Origin of the sequence: Lentzea albidocapillata, from assembly GCF_000719115.1 — a bacterium.
GTDB classification, from domain to species: Bacteria; Actinomycetota; Actinomycetes; order Mycobacteriales; family Pseudonocardiaceae; genus Lentzea; species Lentzea albidocapillata.
The window spans coordinates 296,275-313,080 of sequence record NZ_JOEA01000007.1; the positions used below are offsets into that span (position 1 = coordinate 296,275).

At 70.0% G+C, this 16,806-nt stretch carries 12 protein-coding genes and 2 pseudogenes; 2 read left to right on the top strand and 12 right to left on the bottom strand.

All coding sequences use genetic code 11. The features are described 5' to 3' along the window. Position 1: 1 nt before the first annotated feature. The 6 genes from IG04_RS0112320 to IG04_RS0112345 form a co-directional block, all read right to left on the bottom strand. A complete protein-coding gene (locus IG04_RS0112320) occupies positions 2-1,147 on the bottom strand; it encodes a glycosyltransferase (protein WP_030476738.1) in 1,146 nt (381 codons plus the stop codon). A gap of 21 nt (positions 1,148-1,168) precedes the next feature. After that, positions 1,169-2,245, bottom strand: a complete 1,077-nt coding sequence (locus IG04_RS0112325) for a nucleotide disphospho-sugar-binding domain-containing protein (RefSeq protein ID WP_030476739.1) — start codon at positions 2,243-2,245, stop codon at positions 1,169-1,171. Between the two features lie 123 nt (positions 2,246-2,368). Beyond that, on the bottom strand, positions 2,369-3,289 hold the full coding sequence (locus IG04_RS0112330; RefSeq protein ID WP_030476740.1) for a hypothetical protein: 921 nt from the start codon (positions 3,287-3,289) through the stop codon (positions 2,369-2,371). Positions 3,290-3,432: 143 nt separating this feature from the next. Further along, positions 3,433-6,192, bottom strand: a complete 2,760-nt coding sequence (locus IG04_RS0112335; protein ID WP_030476741.1) for a helix-turn-helix transcriptional regulator — start codon at positions 6,190-6,192, stop codon at positions 3,433-3,435. Positions 6,193-6,278: 86 nt separating this feature from the next. After that, positions 6,279-7,154, bottom strand: coding sequence for an LCP family protein (locus IG04_RS0112340; protein ID WP_051769659.1), 876 nt, complete (start codon positions 7,152-7,154; stop codon positions 6,279-6,281). Beyond that, positions 7,151-7,657, bottom strand: coding sequence for a SigE family RNA polymerase sigma factor (locus tag IG04_RS0112345; RefSeq protein ID WP_030476743.1), 507 nt, complete (start codon positions 7,655-7,657; stop codon positions 7,151-7,153). Before IG04_RS0112345 ends, IG04_RS0112340 begins: the two co-directional genes overlap by 4 nt. A gap of 162 nt (positions 7,658-7,819) precedes the next feature. Here IG04_RS0112345 and IG04_RS48070 point away from each other — a divergent pair, with 162 nt between their 5' ends. Beyond that, entirely contained in the window at positions 7,820-9,433 is a 1,614-nt protein-coding gene (locus tag IG04_RS48070; protein WP_063758253.1) for a PI-PLC domain-containing protein, read from the top strand. Positions 9,434-9,439: 6 nt separating this feature from the next. Here IG04_RS48070 and IG04_RS0112355 read toward each other — a convergent pair whose 3' ends face one another. The 5 genes and pseudogenes from IG04_RS0112355 to IG04_RS0112370 all read right to left on the bottom strand — a co-directional run bounded on the left by IG04_RS0112355 (position 9,440) and on the right by IG04_RS0112370 (position 14,973). Beyond that, positions 9,440-10,243 (bottom strand): SAM-dependent methyltransferase, encoded by an 804-nt coding sequence (locus IG04_RS0112355; protein WP_030476745.1) that lies wholly within the window; start codon positions 10,241-10,243, stop codon positions 9,440-9,442. Between the two features lie 58 nt (positions 10,244-10,301). After that, entirely contained in the window at positions 10,302-11,333 is a 1,032-nt protein-coding gene (locus tag IG04_RS43900) for an NsdA family TPR-like regulatory protein (RefSeq protein ID WP_030476746.1), read from the bottom strand. Next, positions 11,326-11,487 (bottom strand): annotated as a pseudogene (locus IG04_RS48075) (RNA polymerase sigma factor); the annotation flags it as partial. The gene IG04_RS43900 and the pseudogene IG04_RS48075, both read right to left, overlap by 8 nt. A 94-nt stretch (positions 11,488-11,581) precedes the next feature. Next, positions 11,582-11,824: pseudogene (locus tag IG04_RS48905) on the bottom strand (sigma factor); the annotation flags it as partial. A gap of 95 nt (positions 11,825-11,919) precedes the next feature. Further along, positions 11,920-14,973: a TIR domain-containing protein gene (locus tag IG04_RS0112370; protein ID WP_030476747.1), complete on the bottom strand. Its 3,054-nt coding sequence runs from the start codon at positions 14,971-14,973 to the stop codon at positions 11,920-11,922. Positions 14,974-15,226: 253 nt separating this feature from the next. On the opposite strand from IG04_RS0112370, the gene IG04_RS0112380 reads away from it, so the two are divergent. Beyond that, positions 15,227-15,706 (top strand): DUF4262 domain-containing protein, encoded by a 480-nt coding sequence (locus IG04_RS0112380; protein ID WP_030476748.1) that lies wholly within the window; start codon positions 15,227-15,229, stop codon positions 15,704-15,706. A 110-nt stretch (positions 15,707-15,816) separates the two neighbouring features. Here IG04_RS0112380 and IG04_RS0112385 read toward each other — a convergent pair whose 3' ends face one another. After that, positions 15,817-16,770, bottom strand: coding sequence for a helix-turn-helix transcriptional regulator (locus IG04_RS0112385; RefSeq protein ID WP_030476749.1), 954 nt, complete (start codon positions 16,768-16,770; stop codon positions 15,817-15,819). Positions 16,771-16,806: the final 36 nt, after the last annotated feature.

Consider the following 16,806-nt stretch of genomic DNA (forward strand, 5'->3'; position numbering starts at 1 on the left):
CTCAACCGGCCAGGTCGACCAGCTTCGGCACCACGTCGTCCGGGGACGGCATGGCGGCGATCTCCGCTGCGATACCGGCGTTCGCGGCTCGAACATCGTTGTCCCGCAGCAACTTCCGCGCGACCTCCTGCACCGCGTCCGTCGTGAAGTCCTCACCGGCGAGCTGGGAGCCCAGCCCGGTGTTCGTGACGATCTCGGCATTACGGAACTGGTCGGCACCCTGCGGCAGCACGAGCTGAGGCAGGCCGCGCGTCATCGCGGCGACCGTGGTGCCGGCGCCGCCGTGGTGCACGACGAGATCTGCGTGCGCGAGCAGATCCGCCTGGGGCACCCACGGGAGCACGTGCACGTTGCCCGGCACGTCGGTCAGCACGGACGGGTCGACCTGCGGCCCGGTCGCGACCAGCACCTCGGCGTCGACTCCGGACAGCCCGGCGATCGCGGTGCGCAGCACGTCCGGGTTCGAGAACGCGGTGCCGAACGTCAGGTAGACCAGCGGCCTCTCGTGCTCGACAACCCAATCGGGCAAATCGCCCGGTTCGGCGAACGGAACCGGCCGCATCGGAATTCGATCCACGTCCGCAAGAAAGTCCAGATCCTGCAATGACGGCGGGAAGACGTCCAGATACGTCGATCCGAGTCCGTAATGGTGCCCATTGGGCAGCGTGATACCGAGCTCGGCGACGTACTCCAGAAGGAGGTCGCTCATTGCCTCCGGAACGAGGGTTCCGTCCATCTTGCCGAACCCGTGGCAGACCGCCGGAATCCCGGCCCGCAGGGCGGCGAGGCCCGCGCCGGGGTTGATGAGCTCGAAGACGACGAGGTCGGGCTTGTCCCGTTCGAGTACCGGTTCCAGATCGGTCACGAAGGCCCTGGGCAGTAAGGACCCGAAGGCGTCCACGGCGGTCTGCCGCAGCATGTCCCGGCGGAACCCGGCCGTGCCGTGCAGCGCGTTCGCCTGGCGGAACGCGTCCCAGATGCTGATGCCCGCGTCGACCACCGTGAACCCGAGCTTTCCCACGGTCGGGTGGAATCCCGGGTCGACGGCGTAGAGAACGTCATGTCCTTGCGCTCGCGCGGCGATCGCGAGCGGAAGTAACGGATAAACGTGTCCGTGCGAGCCTAAGCTCGAGAAGAGAATGCGCACCCGGCCAGATTAGGTGCTGTTCTATTGCATCGCGAGACTTTCCCAGCGTTCAGCTACCTCGCCGGGTGAAGGCATCGCCGCCATCTCGGCGCGCACCTCGCCGGCGGCCCGCTGCAGCTTCGAGTCCTCGATCAGCCGGGTGAGCAGCGCAGCCGTGACCTCACGCGGCTCGGCCCGCAACCCTGCCCCGCGTCCGGTGATCGCCGTCGCGTGCACGGTCCGGTCGCCGGGCCCGGGCTCGACCAGCTGAGGCACCCCGGCCGCGAGCGAGCCGAGCACCGTTCCCGCCCCACCGTGGTGCACGATCCCGTCGCAGAACGGCAGCACCTGCGGAATCGGCACCCATCCGACCGTGCGGACGTTGCCCGGCAGGCCCTCGGTCCGGTCCGGGCGGACCAGCACGAACTCGGCGTCCACCTGCCTGGCTGCCCTGACCACGGCCGCCATCATCCGCCCGGCGCCGGGACCGGGCGCGGTGCTGCGGCTGACCAGGATGCGCGGCGTGCCGGACGGTTCCGCGAGCCACTGCGGCACCTCGCCGTCGCCGCTGTACGGCACGAACCGCATCCGCTCACCGCCGGGGAACTCCGCGAGCGACGGCGGCGCGGTGCGCAGAACCGTTGCGGGAGAACGCACTTCGGCCTTCATACGCGCGCCGACCGCGGCCGTCAGCACCAGCCCGTCGAACAGCGACACGTCGTGGACGATCGACGGCACGCCCAGCGCCGACCCGGCGGCGGCGAGCGGTTCGTGCACCACGACGTCCGGGCGCCACCCGCGGGCGAACGTCCGCAGCGGCTCGGTCATCGCGTCGCCGACCGTGCCGAACATCCGCGACACGAAGTCGAGCCGGCCGCTACCCCGCAGCTCCCTCTTGGCCACCAGCGGATGCGCGAGCATGATGCGCAGCGCGATCGGTCCGAATCGGACGCCGGACGGCACGACGTCCTCGACCCGCAGGCCGGAGTCGCGGACCCGCAGCGCCTCGCCGCCCGTCGCGACCACGACCTCGTGACCCGCCTCGCGCAACGCCAGGGCCAGCGGCATCAACGGGAACACATGACCCAGGAGGGGAGCGGCGACCACGAGAACACGCATGAATCCAGGCTAACCGCACGCGCTGGGTGCCTCGATGCGTTCCCGATCGCGGCTGAGCATGGAACCAGGCTATGGCGAAGGGGCCGCACCCTTGAAGAGTGCGGCCCCGGTCTTGCTGGAGAACTACTTGGCCATGTCGAACCAGTTGAAGCCCTCGACCATCTGACGGGTGGTGTCGCTGACGTAGCGCGGGCCGGTGAGCTCCCAGCGCGTCACGGTGCGGTAGGTGCCCGGCTCCAGCGACTCGTCCGCGCGGGTGTTCTCGTCGTCCTTGACCGGGATGTACTCCTTGATGGACTTCTTGGCCAGGGTGACGTCGAGCGACTCGTACGCGGACTGCGTGTAGAGGTAGTTGCCCTCACCGCTGTCGAGCGCACGGCCCGGGTCGGCCAGCTTCAGCTTGATCGTGCTGCCGTTGAACGAACCGGTCGCGGACACGACGGTGACGATGTGGCCACCGCTGCGCTGCAACGAACCCGTGGTGGGACCGGCCTTGTAGCGGCCGTACACGAGCTGCAACGGGCCCTCGTTGAGCTTCTTCGCGAGCTCACCGGCGAAGTCGGCGTTGTTGTGGGTGCTCGTGACGCCCGTGGAGGTGGTCCAACCGGCGTCACGGGCGGGCTTGGTGGCGATGTCCCACGCCTTGCGCAGGTTCGTGAGGTTCGTGCCGCCGTTGTACTGGGCGTCGACGCCGATGCGTCCGATCGAGTTGGTGATGACGCCGAAGTCGGCCGGGTCCTTCGGGTTGAGGTTGCCGACCTTGGTGGTCAGCCAGCCGACCGGGGCGTCCTTCTGGTGACCCCAGTAGTGCAGGACGTTGTAGAGCGACGCGGGGCCGCAGTAGGCGCCGCCGTTGCTCTCCAGGCCGGCGCGGTGCTGATCCACGTCGCTGACACCGCACTTCTTGACGTTGAAGTCCGCACCGGCCAGGTCGGCGGCACCGACGCACGGGGGCGGCGTGCCGATGATCGGGTCGGCCACCGCGGTGGCGGGAGCGACGACGGCGGTGAGAGCGGCGGCGGCGATCAGAGCGTTGCGGATCATTTCGGTTTCCCCTTTGAGATCTTGTGTTCCCCTGCGGTGACACAAGATTCGCCGAGGCGACCCCCCAAGGGCATGAGGGGAGATCCCTCAACCCTCCAACCGGAAAGATGGGTGTATCAGGGACACCCCCACGTCGCTCTGCCTTAGGCAAGGACGCGTGCGAGATCCCTGCGACCTGCGATTCCGAGCTTCGTGTAGATCCGGCCGAGGTGGTTCTCGACGGTCTTGGGCGTCACGAACAGCTCCTGCGCGATCTCCCTGTTCGCCCGGCCCACCGCCGCCAGGTCGGCCACCCGCCGTTCGGATGCCGTCAGCGCCTCCGCCCCCAGCACGATCTGCCTTCGCGGCCGGTCGCCGAGGGCTTCCAGCGCCTCGACCGCGCGGGTCTGCAGCACCGCCGAACCGCAGTCGCCCGCCAGTTCGATCGCCCTGTGCAACGGCTCCCGCGCATCGGTCCGCCGCCGCGCCACCCTGAGGGCCTCGCCCAGGTCCACCAGCGACCGGGCGAGTTCCAGGCGTGAAGGCGAGGCCTCCAGCACGGTCACGGACTCGGTCAGCAGCTCCAGCCGCGAGTCCGCGTCGGCGTTCGAGAGCAACCGCAGAGCCGCGCCGACCTCTGTGGCCGCGCCCCACTTGCGGGCCACCTCGAGTTGTTCGGCGGCCAGTTCCAGCGCGAGTTCCTGCTGGTTGAGCAGCAACGCCGCGCGCGCGGCCGGCCCGCGCCACGGGATCGTGGGCGGATCGACGTGCACCTGGTGCATCGCGTCGCGCTGGCGGTAGGCCTCGGACATTGCCCGCCGTGCGTCGCCCTCGGCCAGTGCGATCAACGCGCGCACCTCGTGCAACCAGATCATCGGCATGGTCAGCCGGGCATCGGCGTGTGCACCCTCGAACGCGCCGATGAACGCGGACGCCGCCGCGATGTCACCTCGTTCGAGCGCCGCGTAGACCGCGAAGTGCGTCGAGGTGGCGCGCAGGCTGATCACCTCGGACACCGGGTCCTCGAGCGCGACGGCGGCCAGCGCGCCCTCGGCCTCCGCCTCGACGGCCTGCATGTTGCCGCAGCGCCAGTTCAGGAACAGCGACGCGTTCGCCACCATCGCGAACTCGATCGGTGACCCGTGGGCCCGCACCTTCAGCCTGGCCCGCTCGATCTCGTGCCGTGCGGTGCCGACGCCGTCCGCCGCCATCAGCGCGAGCAACGCCACCAGCCACGCGACCATCGCGTCCGTGCTGCCCGTCGCGTCGTCCAGGTACGCACCGTTCGCCAGCGCGCGCGTCGCGGTCGCGGCGACCTCGTCGTGCGGCCACACCTCGTAGCGGCCCATCTGGGCGAGCAGGCCGAGCAGCGTGCGTTCGTCCGGGGTGCCGCCCGCGAGGCCGGAGTAGCCGCTGAGGTGCGCGGACGCGATCTGGCGCTGGTCGGGGAGGAACGAGCGGAACACCGCCAGCCGTGCCTCCAGGTGCAGGCGCGACTCGCCGTCCGGGCGGGCGTCGATGGCTTCGGTGAGTTCCGCGATCGCCGCCGCGGGGCCTTCGAGTGCGGCCGTCGCCGAGGCCGCGGCCGCCACCAGTTCCGCGTCCGGAAGTCCTTGCGCCGCCGCCTTCAGGTGCCGGTGGGCGTTGACCGCGTCGCCGAGCCGCAGCAACGCGCGCCCGAGTTCCGCACGCAGTCCGGCGTCGGTGGGCCGCTCGTCCACCGCTCGTGCCAGATGTCCTGCGGCAGTGCGCGGATCGCCGGCCGAGAGCAACGTCGCCGCGGCTTTCCTCAGCACGTCCGCGGCGTTCGGCAACGTCCCTTTGGGAGCGTGGACGAGGTGTGCGGCCACGCGATCAGCCGATGCGTGCGCCTCCTGCAACGACGTCGCGGCCCGTGCGTGCAACGAGGCACGCGCGATCGGCCCGAGACTGGTCAGCACCGCCTCGCGCACAACGGGATGCACGAACTCCAGGTGCTCGCCGGTGATCAGCACGTTCGCCGCCGTCAACGCCTCGGCCGCGGCCGGGAGATCGGTGACCTCCGCCAGTTCCGCGGCCTGCCACGGATCGGCGTGCGTGCCGAGCACGGCGACCGCGCCGGCGAGCTTGACCGCCGGTGCCGGCAGGCGCCCGAGCGTGGCGCGGAAGACGGTGCTGGGGCCGAGCGTGCCGACCTTCCCGGCCGTCGCGGCGTCGTCCAGCGGTAGCCCGAGCGCCGCGAGTTCGTCGACCAGGACGCCGGACAGGAACGGGTTCCCGCCGCTGGCCGCGTGCAGGGCGGTGATCACCTCGGGGTGCCCGCCGACGAGCGCGCTGAGCGCCTCCGTGGTGAGCGGACGCGGCAGCAAGCGGTCGGCGGACACGCTGAGCTGCGCGAGCGGCCCGAAGTTGTCCATCGGCGGCCTGGTCGCGACGACCAGCGCGATCGGCAGGTCCGCGATCCGGCGCGACAGGTAGACGAGGAACTGCAGCGACGAGTGGTCGGCCCAGTGCGCGTCGTCCACCGTGATCAGCAGCGGCCGGGTGGACGAGAGGTCCACCGCGACCCACCACAACGAGTGCAGCGTGCGGGCGAGCTCGGCCTGGCTCGGGTCGAGCGCGGCGTCGTCCAGGGCCTTCAGCGCCGCCCCGGACGGCCCTGCGAGGATCTTCTCGCGCAGCTCGCCGGAGTACCGCGACACCGACCGCTCGACCATCTGCCGGACGACGCCCCACGCCATCGCGCTCTCCATGGCGTCCCCAACGGCCTGCAGCCGCCCGAATCCGCGCTCCTTGGCCAGCTCGCGGCACTCGTGCACGAGCCTGGTCTTGCCGATGCCCGCACGGCCCTCGATGACGACGACGCGACCCTCACCACGGGTGGCTGCGTCCAGAGCTTCACGAATGTGCGCGATCTCGGAGTCACGTTCAAGTGGTTCGCGCACGAATTGATCGTAGCGGCCGTCTCGCGCGCTACATGCAGATCATCGGCTGCGCAGAAGGGCGACTTGATGCTCCATTGGAGTGATCGTCAGTTCACGCATCCCGAGGGGCCCTTGTCCGGCTCCGGGGCGCCGGATTCGGGAGCCTGCCCGTTCGGGTTCCCGGCGGCGCTCTCGAACGTCTTCGTCCGGACCTTGACCGGCCCCCGGAACCTCTGGGCGAACTCCAGCACGTCCCAGCCGGCGTCGACCTGGATCGACTTGCTCACCTCACGGGCCATCGCGACCGCGTTGTCCTTGGTGAGCTTCGCGCCGATCCCGGCGAGGAACGCCTGGTGGCGTGCGATCCGGTCCAGGTCACCGCGGGGAAGGTTGAAGCGCTGACGCAGGAACGCGAGCGCCTGGTCGCCCGCCAGGGTGCTCTTGCCGGCGGGGAAGTTCGCGCCGCTGTACGGGTCGTTCGTCGCCGAGTTCAGGCAGACCTCGACGCCTCCGACGGCCTGCGAGATCTTGCCGAAGTCGGCCATCTTGATCACGGCGTGGTGATCGGCCCTGGTCCCGGTCAGGTTCTCGACGGCCTCGACGACCTTCGCCGGGGACTCCAGTTGGCTGAGCCTGGTCGACTGGTACTCGAGTTCCCGGGACAGCGAGAGGGCGTCGACCGAGCCGTCCTCGCCGAAGCGCGCGAGGACGATCGCGTCGGTGCGGTTGCGGTCGTCGGTGCCGAGCAGCAGCACGCTCTGCGCGGGCGTCGTCTGCGCCGCCGGCGGCGCGGCCTCGGTCTTCTTGATCGTCGCCGGGATGATCACGGCGGCGGCCGCGGCAGCCGCCGTCAGCGTCGCGACGCCGACGATCAGGCCCAGCGGCTTGCGCTTCCTGGCCTTGTGCAGGTTGGCCAGCACCGTCCGGGAGTCGACACGCTCCTCGGCCTCAGCGTTGATGGCCTGACGGATCAGTTCGTTCATGAGTGCACCCCCAGGGTGACGGACCGGGCGAGTTCGTGAGTGCGCAGCGTTTGCAATGCGCGAGAGAGTTGGCTGCGCACGGTCGATTCCGTGCACCCGAGCACCTGTGCGATCTCCGCGTCGCTGCAGTCCTCGTAGAACCGCAGCACCAACGCGGCACGTTGCTTACGCGGCAGGATGGCGATCCGTGCGCGCATGGCCTCGCGTTCGGCGTGCGCTTCAGCCGGATCGGCCATCGACGGCACGTGCCTTGCGAGCTCACCGCGTTCCACGGCGATCTCCCGCGCGGCCCTGCGGTGCCGCCACGACAGGTAGTCGTTGGTCACCATGCGCTTCACGTAGAGATAGGGCGCGTCCATCGCCCCGATGCGTTCCCACTTGCCCTGCGCGCGCATGAGCACGTTCTGCACGATGTCCTGCGCCAGGTGTTTGTCACAGGTGATGGCTGTGGCGTACCCCAACAGCCGGTCGAGGCGATCAGCCACGAACTGGTCGAACCCCACGCCGCCCCCTTCTCGTCCTTGGTCGTTTGCGGTGTGGGAAACCCCCTTCACCCCTCGATCCGCTGCATCGGCTTTTGTGGCCCGGACCACAGATGTCTCGGTTTGGACGGATTTCGAAGTGAAGTCTTTTCATGTTCACGTCCATGGTCGAGCCTTCACCCCATGCGCATCATCCCTGTGCTCGCGCTGTTGTCGCTGCTGCTCGTCCCTGTGGACGCGGCGGCCGCTCCCAACGGCAACTACTACCTGCAAAGCGCCGTGACCGGCCAGAACGCCGCCGTCTCCGGCTCGTCCGTGGTCCAGCACCGCCCCAAGGGCAACGAGGACCGCCAGCAGTTCTCCTGGAACGGCAGCACCCTCTCCGAGGGCGGCCAGTGCCTCGGCCGGTCAGGCGACGCTGCCCAGATGGTCAGTTGCTCCAGTGCCGAGGCCAAGTGGGTCGGGCTCCTAGACGACCAGGACAGATACCGCTTCAAGGACCCCGGCGCCGACCGCTACCTCATCGCGTCCGGCACCGACCAGATCCGCGTCGGTACCGGCAACGACAGGTGGTTCCTCACCCCGGTCAACCCGGTCCGCGTCCAGCCCCCGGCCGATCCGCGCCTGGACGAGATGACGTTCCTGACCTCCCACAACGCCTACGCGAACGGCGTCGACGGCGGTTTCATGTTCGCCAACATCGCCCCGAACCAGTCCCGCGGCATCGTGCAGCAGCTCAACGACGGCGTCCGCGGCTTCATGCTCGACATCCACCAGACCCCTGACGGCGCGATCCTCTGCCACAACAGCTGCACGGCCGTCAGCAGGCCCGTGGCGTTGAACGTCGACATCCAGCGCATCGTCGACTTCCTCAAGGCACGCCCCACCGAAGTCGTCACGGTGTTCCTCGAGGACTACGTCTCCGCCGACGTCCTGCGCAACGAACTCGCCCGCGTGCAGGGCCTCAACGACGTCCTGTTCCGCGCCGAGGGCGTCCGGGAGAACGGCTGGCCGACGTTGTCGCAGATGAGGGCATCCGGCAAGCGTTTGCTCATCTTCACCGACCACAGCCGCGACGGCCGCGAGAACTCCGGCGTCCTCTACCAGCGGGACTGGACCGTCGAGAACTACTGGTCGATGGGTTCCGGAACCGGCGCCTCCGACTGGTCCTGCTACTCCCGCTGGGGCGAGAAGCCGCTCACCGCAACCGAAACCGGCTTCCGCCCGCTGTTCGTGATGAACCACTTCCGCGACGTCCCGATGCAGGGCACCGTCGCCACGGACAACTCCAAGCTCGTCAACAGGGCCCAGCGCTTCTGCGAACCCGCGGCCCGCAAGACCCCGAACTACCTGGCCGTCGACTTCTACCACCTCAACACGCCGTCACTCCCGGCCGAACGCCACCCGTCCGGCGCCGGATCCGTCGCGCTGTCGGCCACCTCGACCCTCTGCCTGGACAACGACAAGGGCGGCACCGCCAATGGCAACCCGGTCCAGATCTGGAGCTGCAACAACACCTACGCGCAGAAGTGGCGCGTCGTCGCCGACGGCACCATCGCCATCGCCGGCAAGTGTCTCGACGTCAACAACGGCGGCACCACCAACGGCACGAGCGTTCAGCTGTGGGAGTGCAACGGCACGGGCGCGCAGCAATGGCGCGTGCGGTCGGACGGCTCCGTGCAGAACCCGCAGTCGGGGCTGTGCCTGGACAACCCCGGTGCGTCCACCACTCCCGGTACGCGCCTGAACATCTGGAGCTGCAACGGTTCCGCGGCCCAGGCCTGGAAGTTCCGCTAGACCTCGTTAGTTCTTGCGGCCGATTCCGACGTAGACGTCCTCCGGGCCGCCTTCTCCGGCCGGGCCGAGTTCCGGGTGCCAGTTCGGCGCCGGGACGACGCCCGGCTGGAGGACCTCCATGCCGGCGAACATCGGCTCGAACTCCGTGAAGGTGCGGAAGTACATCGGGTCGCGGCTGTGCTGCATGGCCTCGACGACGGCGCCCATCTCGTCCGGCTTGAAGTCGGCGGTGAGGTGCGACAGCGCGATGAGGCTGCCCTCGGGCACGGCGTCGCGGTAGCGGGCGACGACCTCGGCCGGGCCCTTCGCGTCCGAGACGAAGTGCAGCACGGCGATCATGAGCAGGCCGACGGGCTTCGAGAAGTCGATCAGGTCCTTCACGACCGGGTCGGACAGGACGTCGTCCGGGCGGCACATGTCCGCCTGCACCACGCCCGCGTTGTCGTTGCCCTCCAGGATGAGCTGGCTGTGCGAGACCGCCACCTCGTCGTAATCCACGTACACGACTCGTGCGTCGGGGTTTGCCTGTTGTGCGATCTCGTGCACGTTGCCGACCGTGGGAATGCCTGAGCCGAGGTCGAGGAACTGCGTGATGCCCTGTTCCATCATCAGCAGGACGGCGCGGCGCATGAACGAGCGGTTCGACGCGGCGATCGCACGGCCGTCTCGCAGGATTTGCAGCACCTTGTCGCCGACCATGCGGTCCGAGGCGAAGTTGTGGCCACCTCCCAGCAGGAAGTCGTAGACACGCGCCGCGCTGGGCACATCCGTGTTGATTTCTGCGGGCACCCAGGAGAAAGGCTCGGACATGCCGCAGAACTTACTAGCTCGCGCGCACGCGTGTATCGGCCCGGATCGGGTGAAAGCGTCATCCGGAACGCGTGAAACGAGCCGAGATCTGCTCTGCCAGCAGGAAAGCGCCGGCCGCCCGCGCTTCCTGGTCGAGCCAGCGCAGGTGGTCCTCCGCTCGTGCCGAACGGAGGTTCCTGGCCGACTCCACGGCTTCTTCCGCGAACTCGGTCGCCGCGGGGAGATCGCCCAGAGCGAGATGGTTGCGGGCCAGCGCCGTCAACGTCAGGGTGCGTGCCCGGCCTTCGCCATATGTGCCGACCTTTGTGGCCAGCGCGGCAACGGCTTGCGCGGGATTGCTCAACGCGCGCCGGTCGGCCCAGGCGTTGTGCGCCGCCACGAATCCGAGCTGAAACGCCTTCAGCGCGTCGTCGGGAGCGTTGTGGTGCAGGAACATTCGGCCCACGCGGGTCAGCACGGAGGCGATGAGTGCCTCGTTCTCCGCCTGTCGCGCCAACGTCAGCGCCTTCGCGAAGTGCGGCAGGGCCGTGCCGGGCTGGCCGCTGTCGAACGCCGTCCAGCCCGCCAGTTCGTGGACCTCGGCGACGGCGGTCCACGAGGTGTCGTCCACGACGATCATCGGTTCGACGGCGGCGAGGTGTTCCAGAACCGAGCTGTGGCAGGCGATGCCGCCGTAACGCTGGTCCAGGACCCGCAATGCCTGGGTGCGCGCCGCGATCGCTTCGGGGGAGAGGCGGCGAGACGGCATCGCGGGCGGCAGCCAGTCGAACGTGGGCGCGCCGACCGTGATCCGGGCGGCGTGCTCCAGGAACCGTTGCCGCGCCTGCGAGTTCTCCCTGCCCAGCTCCTCGGCCTCGGGGAACCCGTCCGCCACGGCGGCCGTGCACCACTGCGCGGCCTCGGGTTCCTCGCCGAGCGCGAACAGGACGTGCGCCAGCCGCACGGCGGCGTCACCGAGGCGTTGGTCGGCGGCGACCCGGAAGTGCACGGCCGCCTCGCGCAGACGACCGGCCCGTTCCGCGGCCTCTCCCAGGCGGTACTGCCGCTCGACGGCGTCGTCGAGCTCGAACTGGGCCAGCAGCTCACTCATCACTGCCTCCGAGGATTCGCCGCAGCTCGGCGCGGCCGCGGGTGAGGTGCGTGCGCACGGTCGACTCGCCGACCACCAGCACCGCGGCGATCTCGCTGACCGAGTAACCGAGCAGGTGGTGCAGCGCCACGGTCTCGCGGTGCCTGGGGGGAGAGTTCGCGCAACGCCGCGTGCAGCGCTTCCACGTCGTGCGCCGGCTGAACGACCTCGGGCACCTCTGCCAGCAGCGTTTCGCGTCCGTACCGCTGCTGCCAGCGCCTCATGAGCCGGATTGCGACCTTGAGCACCCACGCCTCGGGCTTGTCGTACGCCTGGATGTCGCTCCATCGGTGCTGTGCGATCAGCATGGCGTCCTGCGCGATGTCGTCTACCGCGCGAGTGTCGCTGCTCAGAGCCGTCAGCGTCCTGGTGACCACGGGCAGGCACTCGCGGAAGAACTCCGCGAAGCCCAGATCCGGTGCGCTCAACGGCCTTCCCTTCAGCGTCCGCACGTGTCGTTAACCGCCCTGGGGCGACCTTCACCGGTTACAGGCGTTGAAACCAGCGAAGGCTGACAGACGGAAGGGAATTCACCCGTTCGGACGTCCTAGGGGAGTAGGTGGCGGAAGGCGGCGACCAGCAGCATGCGTTGTTGGTCGACGTCCACGCCCTCGTCCAGCTCCTCGTCCTGGCGGTACTCCCGGTTGCCGGGGGAGCCTTGCCCACCGAACGACTCGACGCGCACGGCGATGTCCACGACGTCCGACGCCAGTTCCACAATGGACTCGTCGTCCGGGATCGGTTCGTTCTGCTGGTACAGCTCGTAGGAGAACCGCATGCCGATCGTGCCGTCGAAGGTGATCTGCTCGGTCGGCAGCCGCATCGCGTCGAACACCGCCCGGTACAACGAGGCGCCGGTGAGGTGCAGCGGGGTCATCACGACGTGCGTGGTGCCCAGGTCGTGGCTGCGCACCGCGATCGCGACGGTCGGGCCGCCCGGCTTCGGCGGGACCGGTTGCGGGAACACGGGAAGCTCCGACTTGCGGTCGGAGCGCCAGGTGGCGACGAGACGGTCGGCGGCGTCCACGAGGTCGATGTGCTTGCGGGGCGCGAGAAGGGGCGGCAGCGGCTCCTCGTCCAGCCGCACGATGAACAGGAAGGCGCGGCGGCGCGTCATCTCCAGGGTGAACGCCGCAGTCCACTCCGCGGCCGGTTCGCGTCGCGGGGTGTTCGCCGACCACAGCAGGACGTGGTAGTCGGAGGTGGCCAGTGCCTCGTCGATGGCGGTGGCGGCGTTGTCACCGGGCGCGATCTCGTCCTCGGCCAGATAGGCGCTGACGTTGCGGGACTCCAGTTCGGCACGGAGTTGCTCGGCGTGCGCACGGTCCTTTCCGGCGAACGACAGGAACACCTTGGGACGGGTTTCGAGCGGCACGGGGTCTCCGTTCTTCCTGAGTCTTCTGCGCAGCGGGCCCGCTGAGGTCTGGAAGCCCGCGTCGCCGTGCAGGGACCAGCACGCCCAGTCCGCCGGGTGCCGATCGGCGACTTCGACCAGCGCGTGCTGCAGAGCGCGATCTCGGGGGAGCTTCGCCAGGTGGCGGTCGAACGCGTCGAGCACCTGCCGTGCGGCCGTTTCCTCCGCCTGCCAGCGGGCGGCGACGACCGCTCCGGCCCCCGCGGACGTGACCGCGTGGACGATGCCGGACTCGCAGGCGCCGAGTACGACCGTGCCGCACGCGCTGAAGTCCATCTTTCCCAGTGCTTCCACGGACACCCGTTCGTCGGCGAACTGCAGCCACGACTGATCGGGGTTCATGTGGTCGTGTGCGGCCTGGGCGTCGATGCGGACGCGTTGGGAGCGGCCTTCTTCGAGAGTTCGCCGCAGCTGCGAGGCTTCCTCGCAGGTCGCCGCCTCGTCGCCCCTTTGCCCGCGGGCGCCGCGTTGCCGGGGGCGCAGCGCGGACAGGCACGGCAGGCTGGACAGCGCGTGGGTCATGCCGAGGAAGAGGTTCGTGCCGGGGACGGGCAGGCCGGCCAGCGGGACGTCCGCGAGGACGTCGCCCGCCACGACGACGATCCTGGCGGTCTTGGGCGGCAGGGCCGCGACGACGTCCCGCAGCCCGATCAGGCGGGCCAGCTCGGCGAGCAGTGCGCCGAGGATCGCCTTGTCGTACTTGGGTTTCCAGGTCTTGAGCCGGCGGATCGTGTCGGTGAGGTCGCCGATGTGGACGGAGGTCGTCACGTGCGTGATCTTGCGGCGGCCGACGAGCACGTGGTGGAGCTGGTCCGGCGTCGCGTGCATCATCCACACGACCTGGTCCTTCGGCAGGTGCCTCGTCGTCCCGGCCAGCCAGCGTCTGGCCGCCCGCAGGTCGGCGAAACCCGGGAGCTCGCGCGGCCCGGGCTCGGTGGGGCCAGGTCCGGCCCGTGCCGCCTCGACGGCGACCACCAGGCCCGCCAATGCTTTGCGGCCGTCGCGCCTGGCTCGGCGAGCCGCGGCACACACGCGGCCGTCCCGCACGTCGGGGGCGGCGCGCAGCATCCGGAGCTTGACGCTGGGGCTGTCCCGGTGGTCCGCGAGGTCCTCCTCGAGTCGGTGCGACTCGGCCCAGTGCCGGGCGGCGATGTCCTCGTGGCCCGCGTCGGCGAACGTGTCGCCGAGTTTGCGCAGCGCCAGCGCGGTGAGCTCGGCGTGGCCCGCCCGGCTCGCGATCTCGAAGTGCTGCGCGGCCTGTTCGAGCCGGCCCTGCGCGTAGGCGAGTTCGGCGGCGGTCAGGTGCCACAGCGGCGAGTTCCCCTCGCCCAGCATGCCTTCGGCCTTGAGCAGCTCGTCCCTGGCGATCAGGCGGCGCACGTGGGTGAGCCGTCGTTCCGGCCGGAGCGTGTGGGTGGCGTCGGGGAGCTGTGAGATCACCTCCGGACCGGCCGCGGCGGCCAGCAGCGGGAAGAGTCTGCGAGCCGTGCCCGCCTGCCGCGTCATGACGAGCAGCACGGTCAGCTCGTACAGGACGGCGAACCTCAGCGCGGGTTCGATCTGGTAGCTGGTGACGCACCTCGTCATCAACGCCAGCGCTTCCTCGTACCGGACCTCGCGCCGCAGCGCGGCGGCGCGTTGCAGGAACTCGGCCGGCGTGCGGGGAGTCCGGTCGCGGAGCTTCGAGACGCGGGCGCCCCTGCGCACGTCCAGCAGGAGCCGGTCCCTGCCGATGTGCTCCAGGTGTTCGGGATGGCCGGCGCGGCGGAAGTGGCGTTCGGCGGCGTCGAGCTCGCTTTCCGCGGTGGGGTAGTCGTAGCGGTCGGCGGCGGCCAGCGCGGCGACGCGCGCGAGCCTCGCCTGCTCCAGCTCGGTGAGTTTCAGCTTCCGCAGCTCGCGCACGTCCCGTTCGGCCGCGACGTGATCCGTTGCGGCACTGCGGATCTGTGCCCGGAGGATCCTCAGGGTGGTGTCGTTGCCCGCGCCCAGGTACTCGTCGCAGCGCCGTGCGGCCTTGGCGATGGCACCGAGGTTGAGCAGGGTCGTGCAGTGGTCGTGGGCGACGGCCGGGCTGATCTTCGCGGCCCTCGCGTAGGCGAGGTCGACGCCGAGGACGTTGCCGCGCAGTGCGGCGGACCTGGCGGCCTTGACCGCGTCCGTGAGTGGGGTACCGGGTTCGAAGTGCATCAGTTCCCGCAGCCCAGAATGCCTGCACTGTCCTTTGTGGTCGGCTTGCCGCTGCCCACGGCCGCGACGAGCACGGCCGCGGCCAACGCGATGAGAAGCGTTCGTTGGCGCATGCACGATCCTCCGTGCGTCGCAGATTAACGATCCAGACGGCCCACAGATCGTTTGTCCACTTTCTGTCAACGAACTGCTCAAACGATCTTGTCGGTGCTCCTCGGCACACTGGATCCACCACCGATCCGAGGAGACCGTCATGTGCTGGAACTGCGACCACCCCGCCGGCCGCATGGAAGAACACCTGGCGACCCTGCGCCGCTGCATCGACGTGCGGGGCTGGGCCGTGCAGGCGATCGAACGGGACCGAGCTCATCCACCCTGGGCCTACACCGTCGGCCTGACCCCGCGCGGCCTCCCGGAACTCGTCGTGACGGGCATGGCTGTCCTGGAAGCGGGCCGCCTGCTCGACGACATGGCCGAACACCTGGTCCACAGCTGCCTGCCCGCACCCGGCCACCGCTTCACCGTGCCCGGCGGCCCGCTGCTGGAGGTCGTCCGCGTGGCGCGCCCCTGGGCCCACCTGCTGGTGTCCGCGCGGCTGTACGGGGAGGGCATCGAGGCCTTGCAACTCGTGCACGCCGACGAGTCCGGGCGCTGGCCCTGGGACCGGTCCTACGAGGGGGTGGTGGGAGGCCAGCCGGTGCTGGGGGTGAGAGCGGGGCCGCCGGACGGGTGAGCCGCGCCGCCGCCGGCAGTCCCCAGCCACGCGACATCTGCTTGTGCAGAGGCTCAGCCCACCGCCCGGCGCCGCAGTTCTCGACCACGCGGCCCGCCAGCGCAGGAGGTTCAGCCCACTGCCCGGCTGATCCGCTCACCCAGCCCCCGCAGGTGCTCCACCAGTTCGCCGGGCCCGTGCACCACGAAGTCGCATCCCAGCAAGGTCAGGCGGAACGCGAGGTAGTCGATCGTGTCCTCGACGCTGTGCCAGGAGCACGACCCGTCGTCGACGGCGGTCAGGTCGCCGGCGAAGTCCGCCAGCCGGGCCCGTGCCAGTTCCACGGGCAGCCGCAGAGTCGCGCGGGCCCGGAAGGTCGGGGCCGAGTCGTACATCTTCCGCGTCACGAACTCCGTCGCGTCCCCGCCGGGCGGCACGCGGGGTGTGAAGCGGGCCCCGGTGGCCAGCGCGGCTGAGACGCGGTCCAGCCGGAAGATCCGCCAGTCGTCACGGTCCACGTCGAAAGCGAGGAGGTACCAGCGCCGGCCGAGCGCTACCAACTGAATGGGCTCCACGTGCCGTTTCGACACCACGTTCTCGTGGGCGACGTAGGCGAACCGCACCCGTTCGCGGGCGGCGACCGCGCCGGCGATCACGGTCAGCTGGCCGGGGTCGACCAGCGCGGCGTACGAGGCCGGGGCGGGTGCGGTGGCCGCCGTGAGCGACGAGACGCGCCGCGCCAGCCGGGGCGGCAGCACCTGCTGCAGCTTCGCCAGGGCGCGCAACGACGCCTCGGCGATGCCCGCCACCGGTTGCCGGGCGGCGGTGCGCAGGCCGACCGCGATGGCCACGGCCTCCTCGTCGTCGAGCAGCAACGGCGGCATCGCCGCGCCCGCGCCGAGCCGGTACCCGCCGAGCACGCCCATCGACGCCTCAACGGGATAGCCGAGGTCGCGCAGCCGGTCGATGTCGCGCCGCACCGTTCGCGGCGTGACCTCCAGCCGTGCCGCGAGCTCGCTGCCGGGCCACTCGCGCGGTGTCTGCAGCAACGACAGCAGGCGCAACAACCGGGCCGCATCACTCATGCCAGGAACCTAGTCAAGAACTAGGACCGACATCGT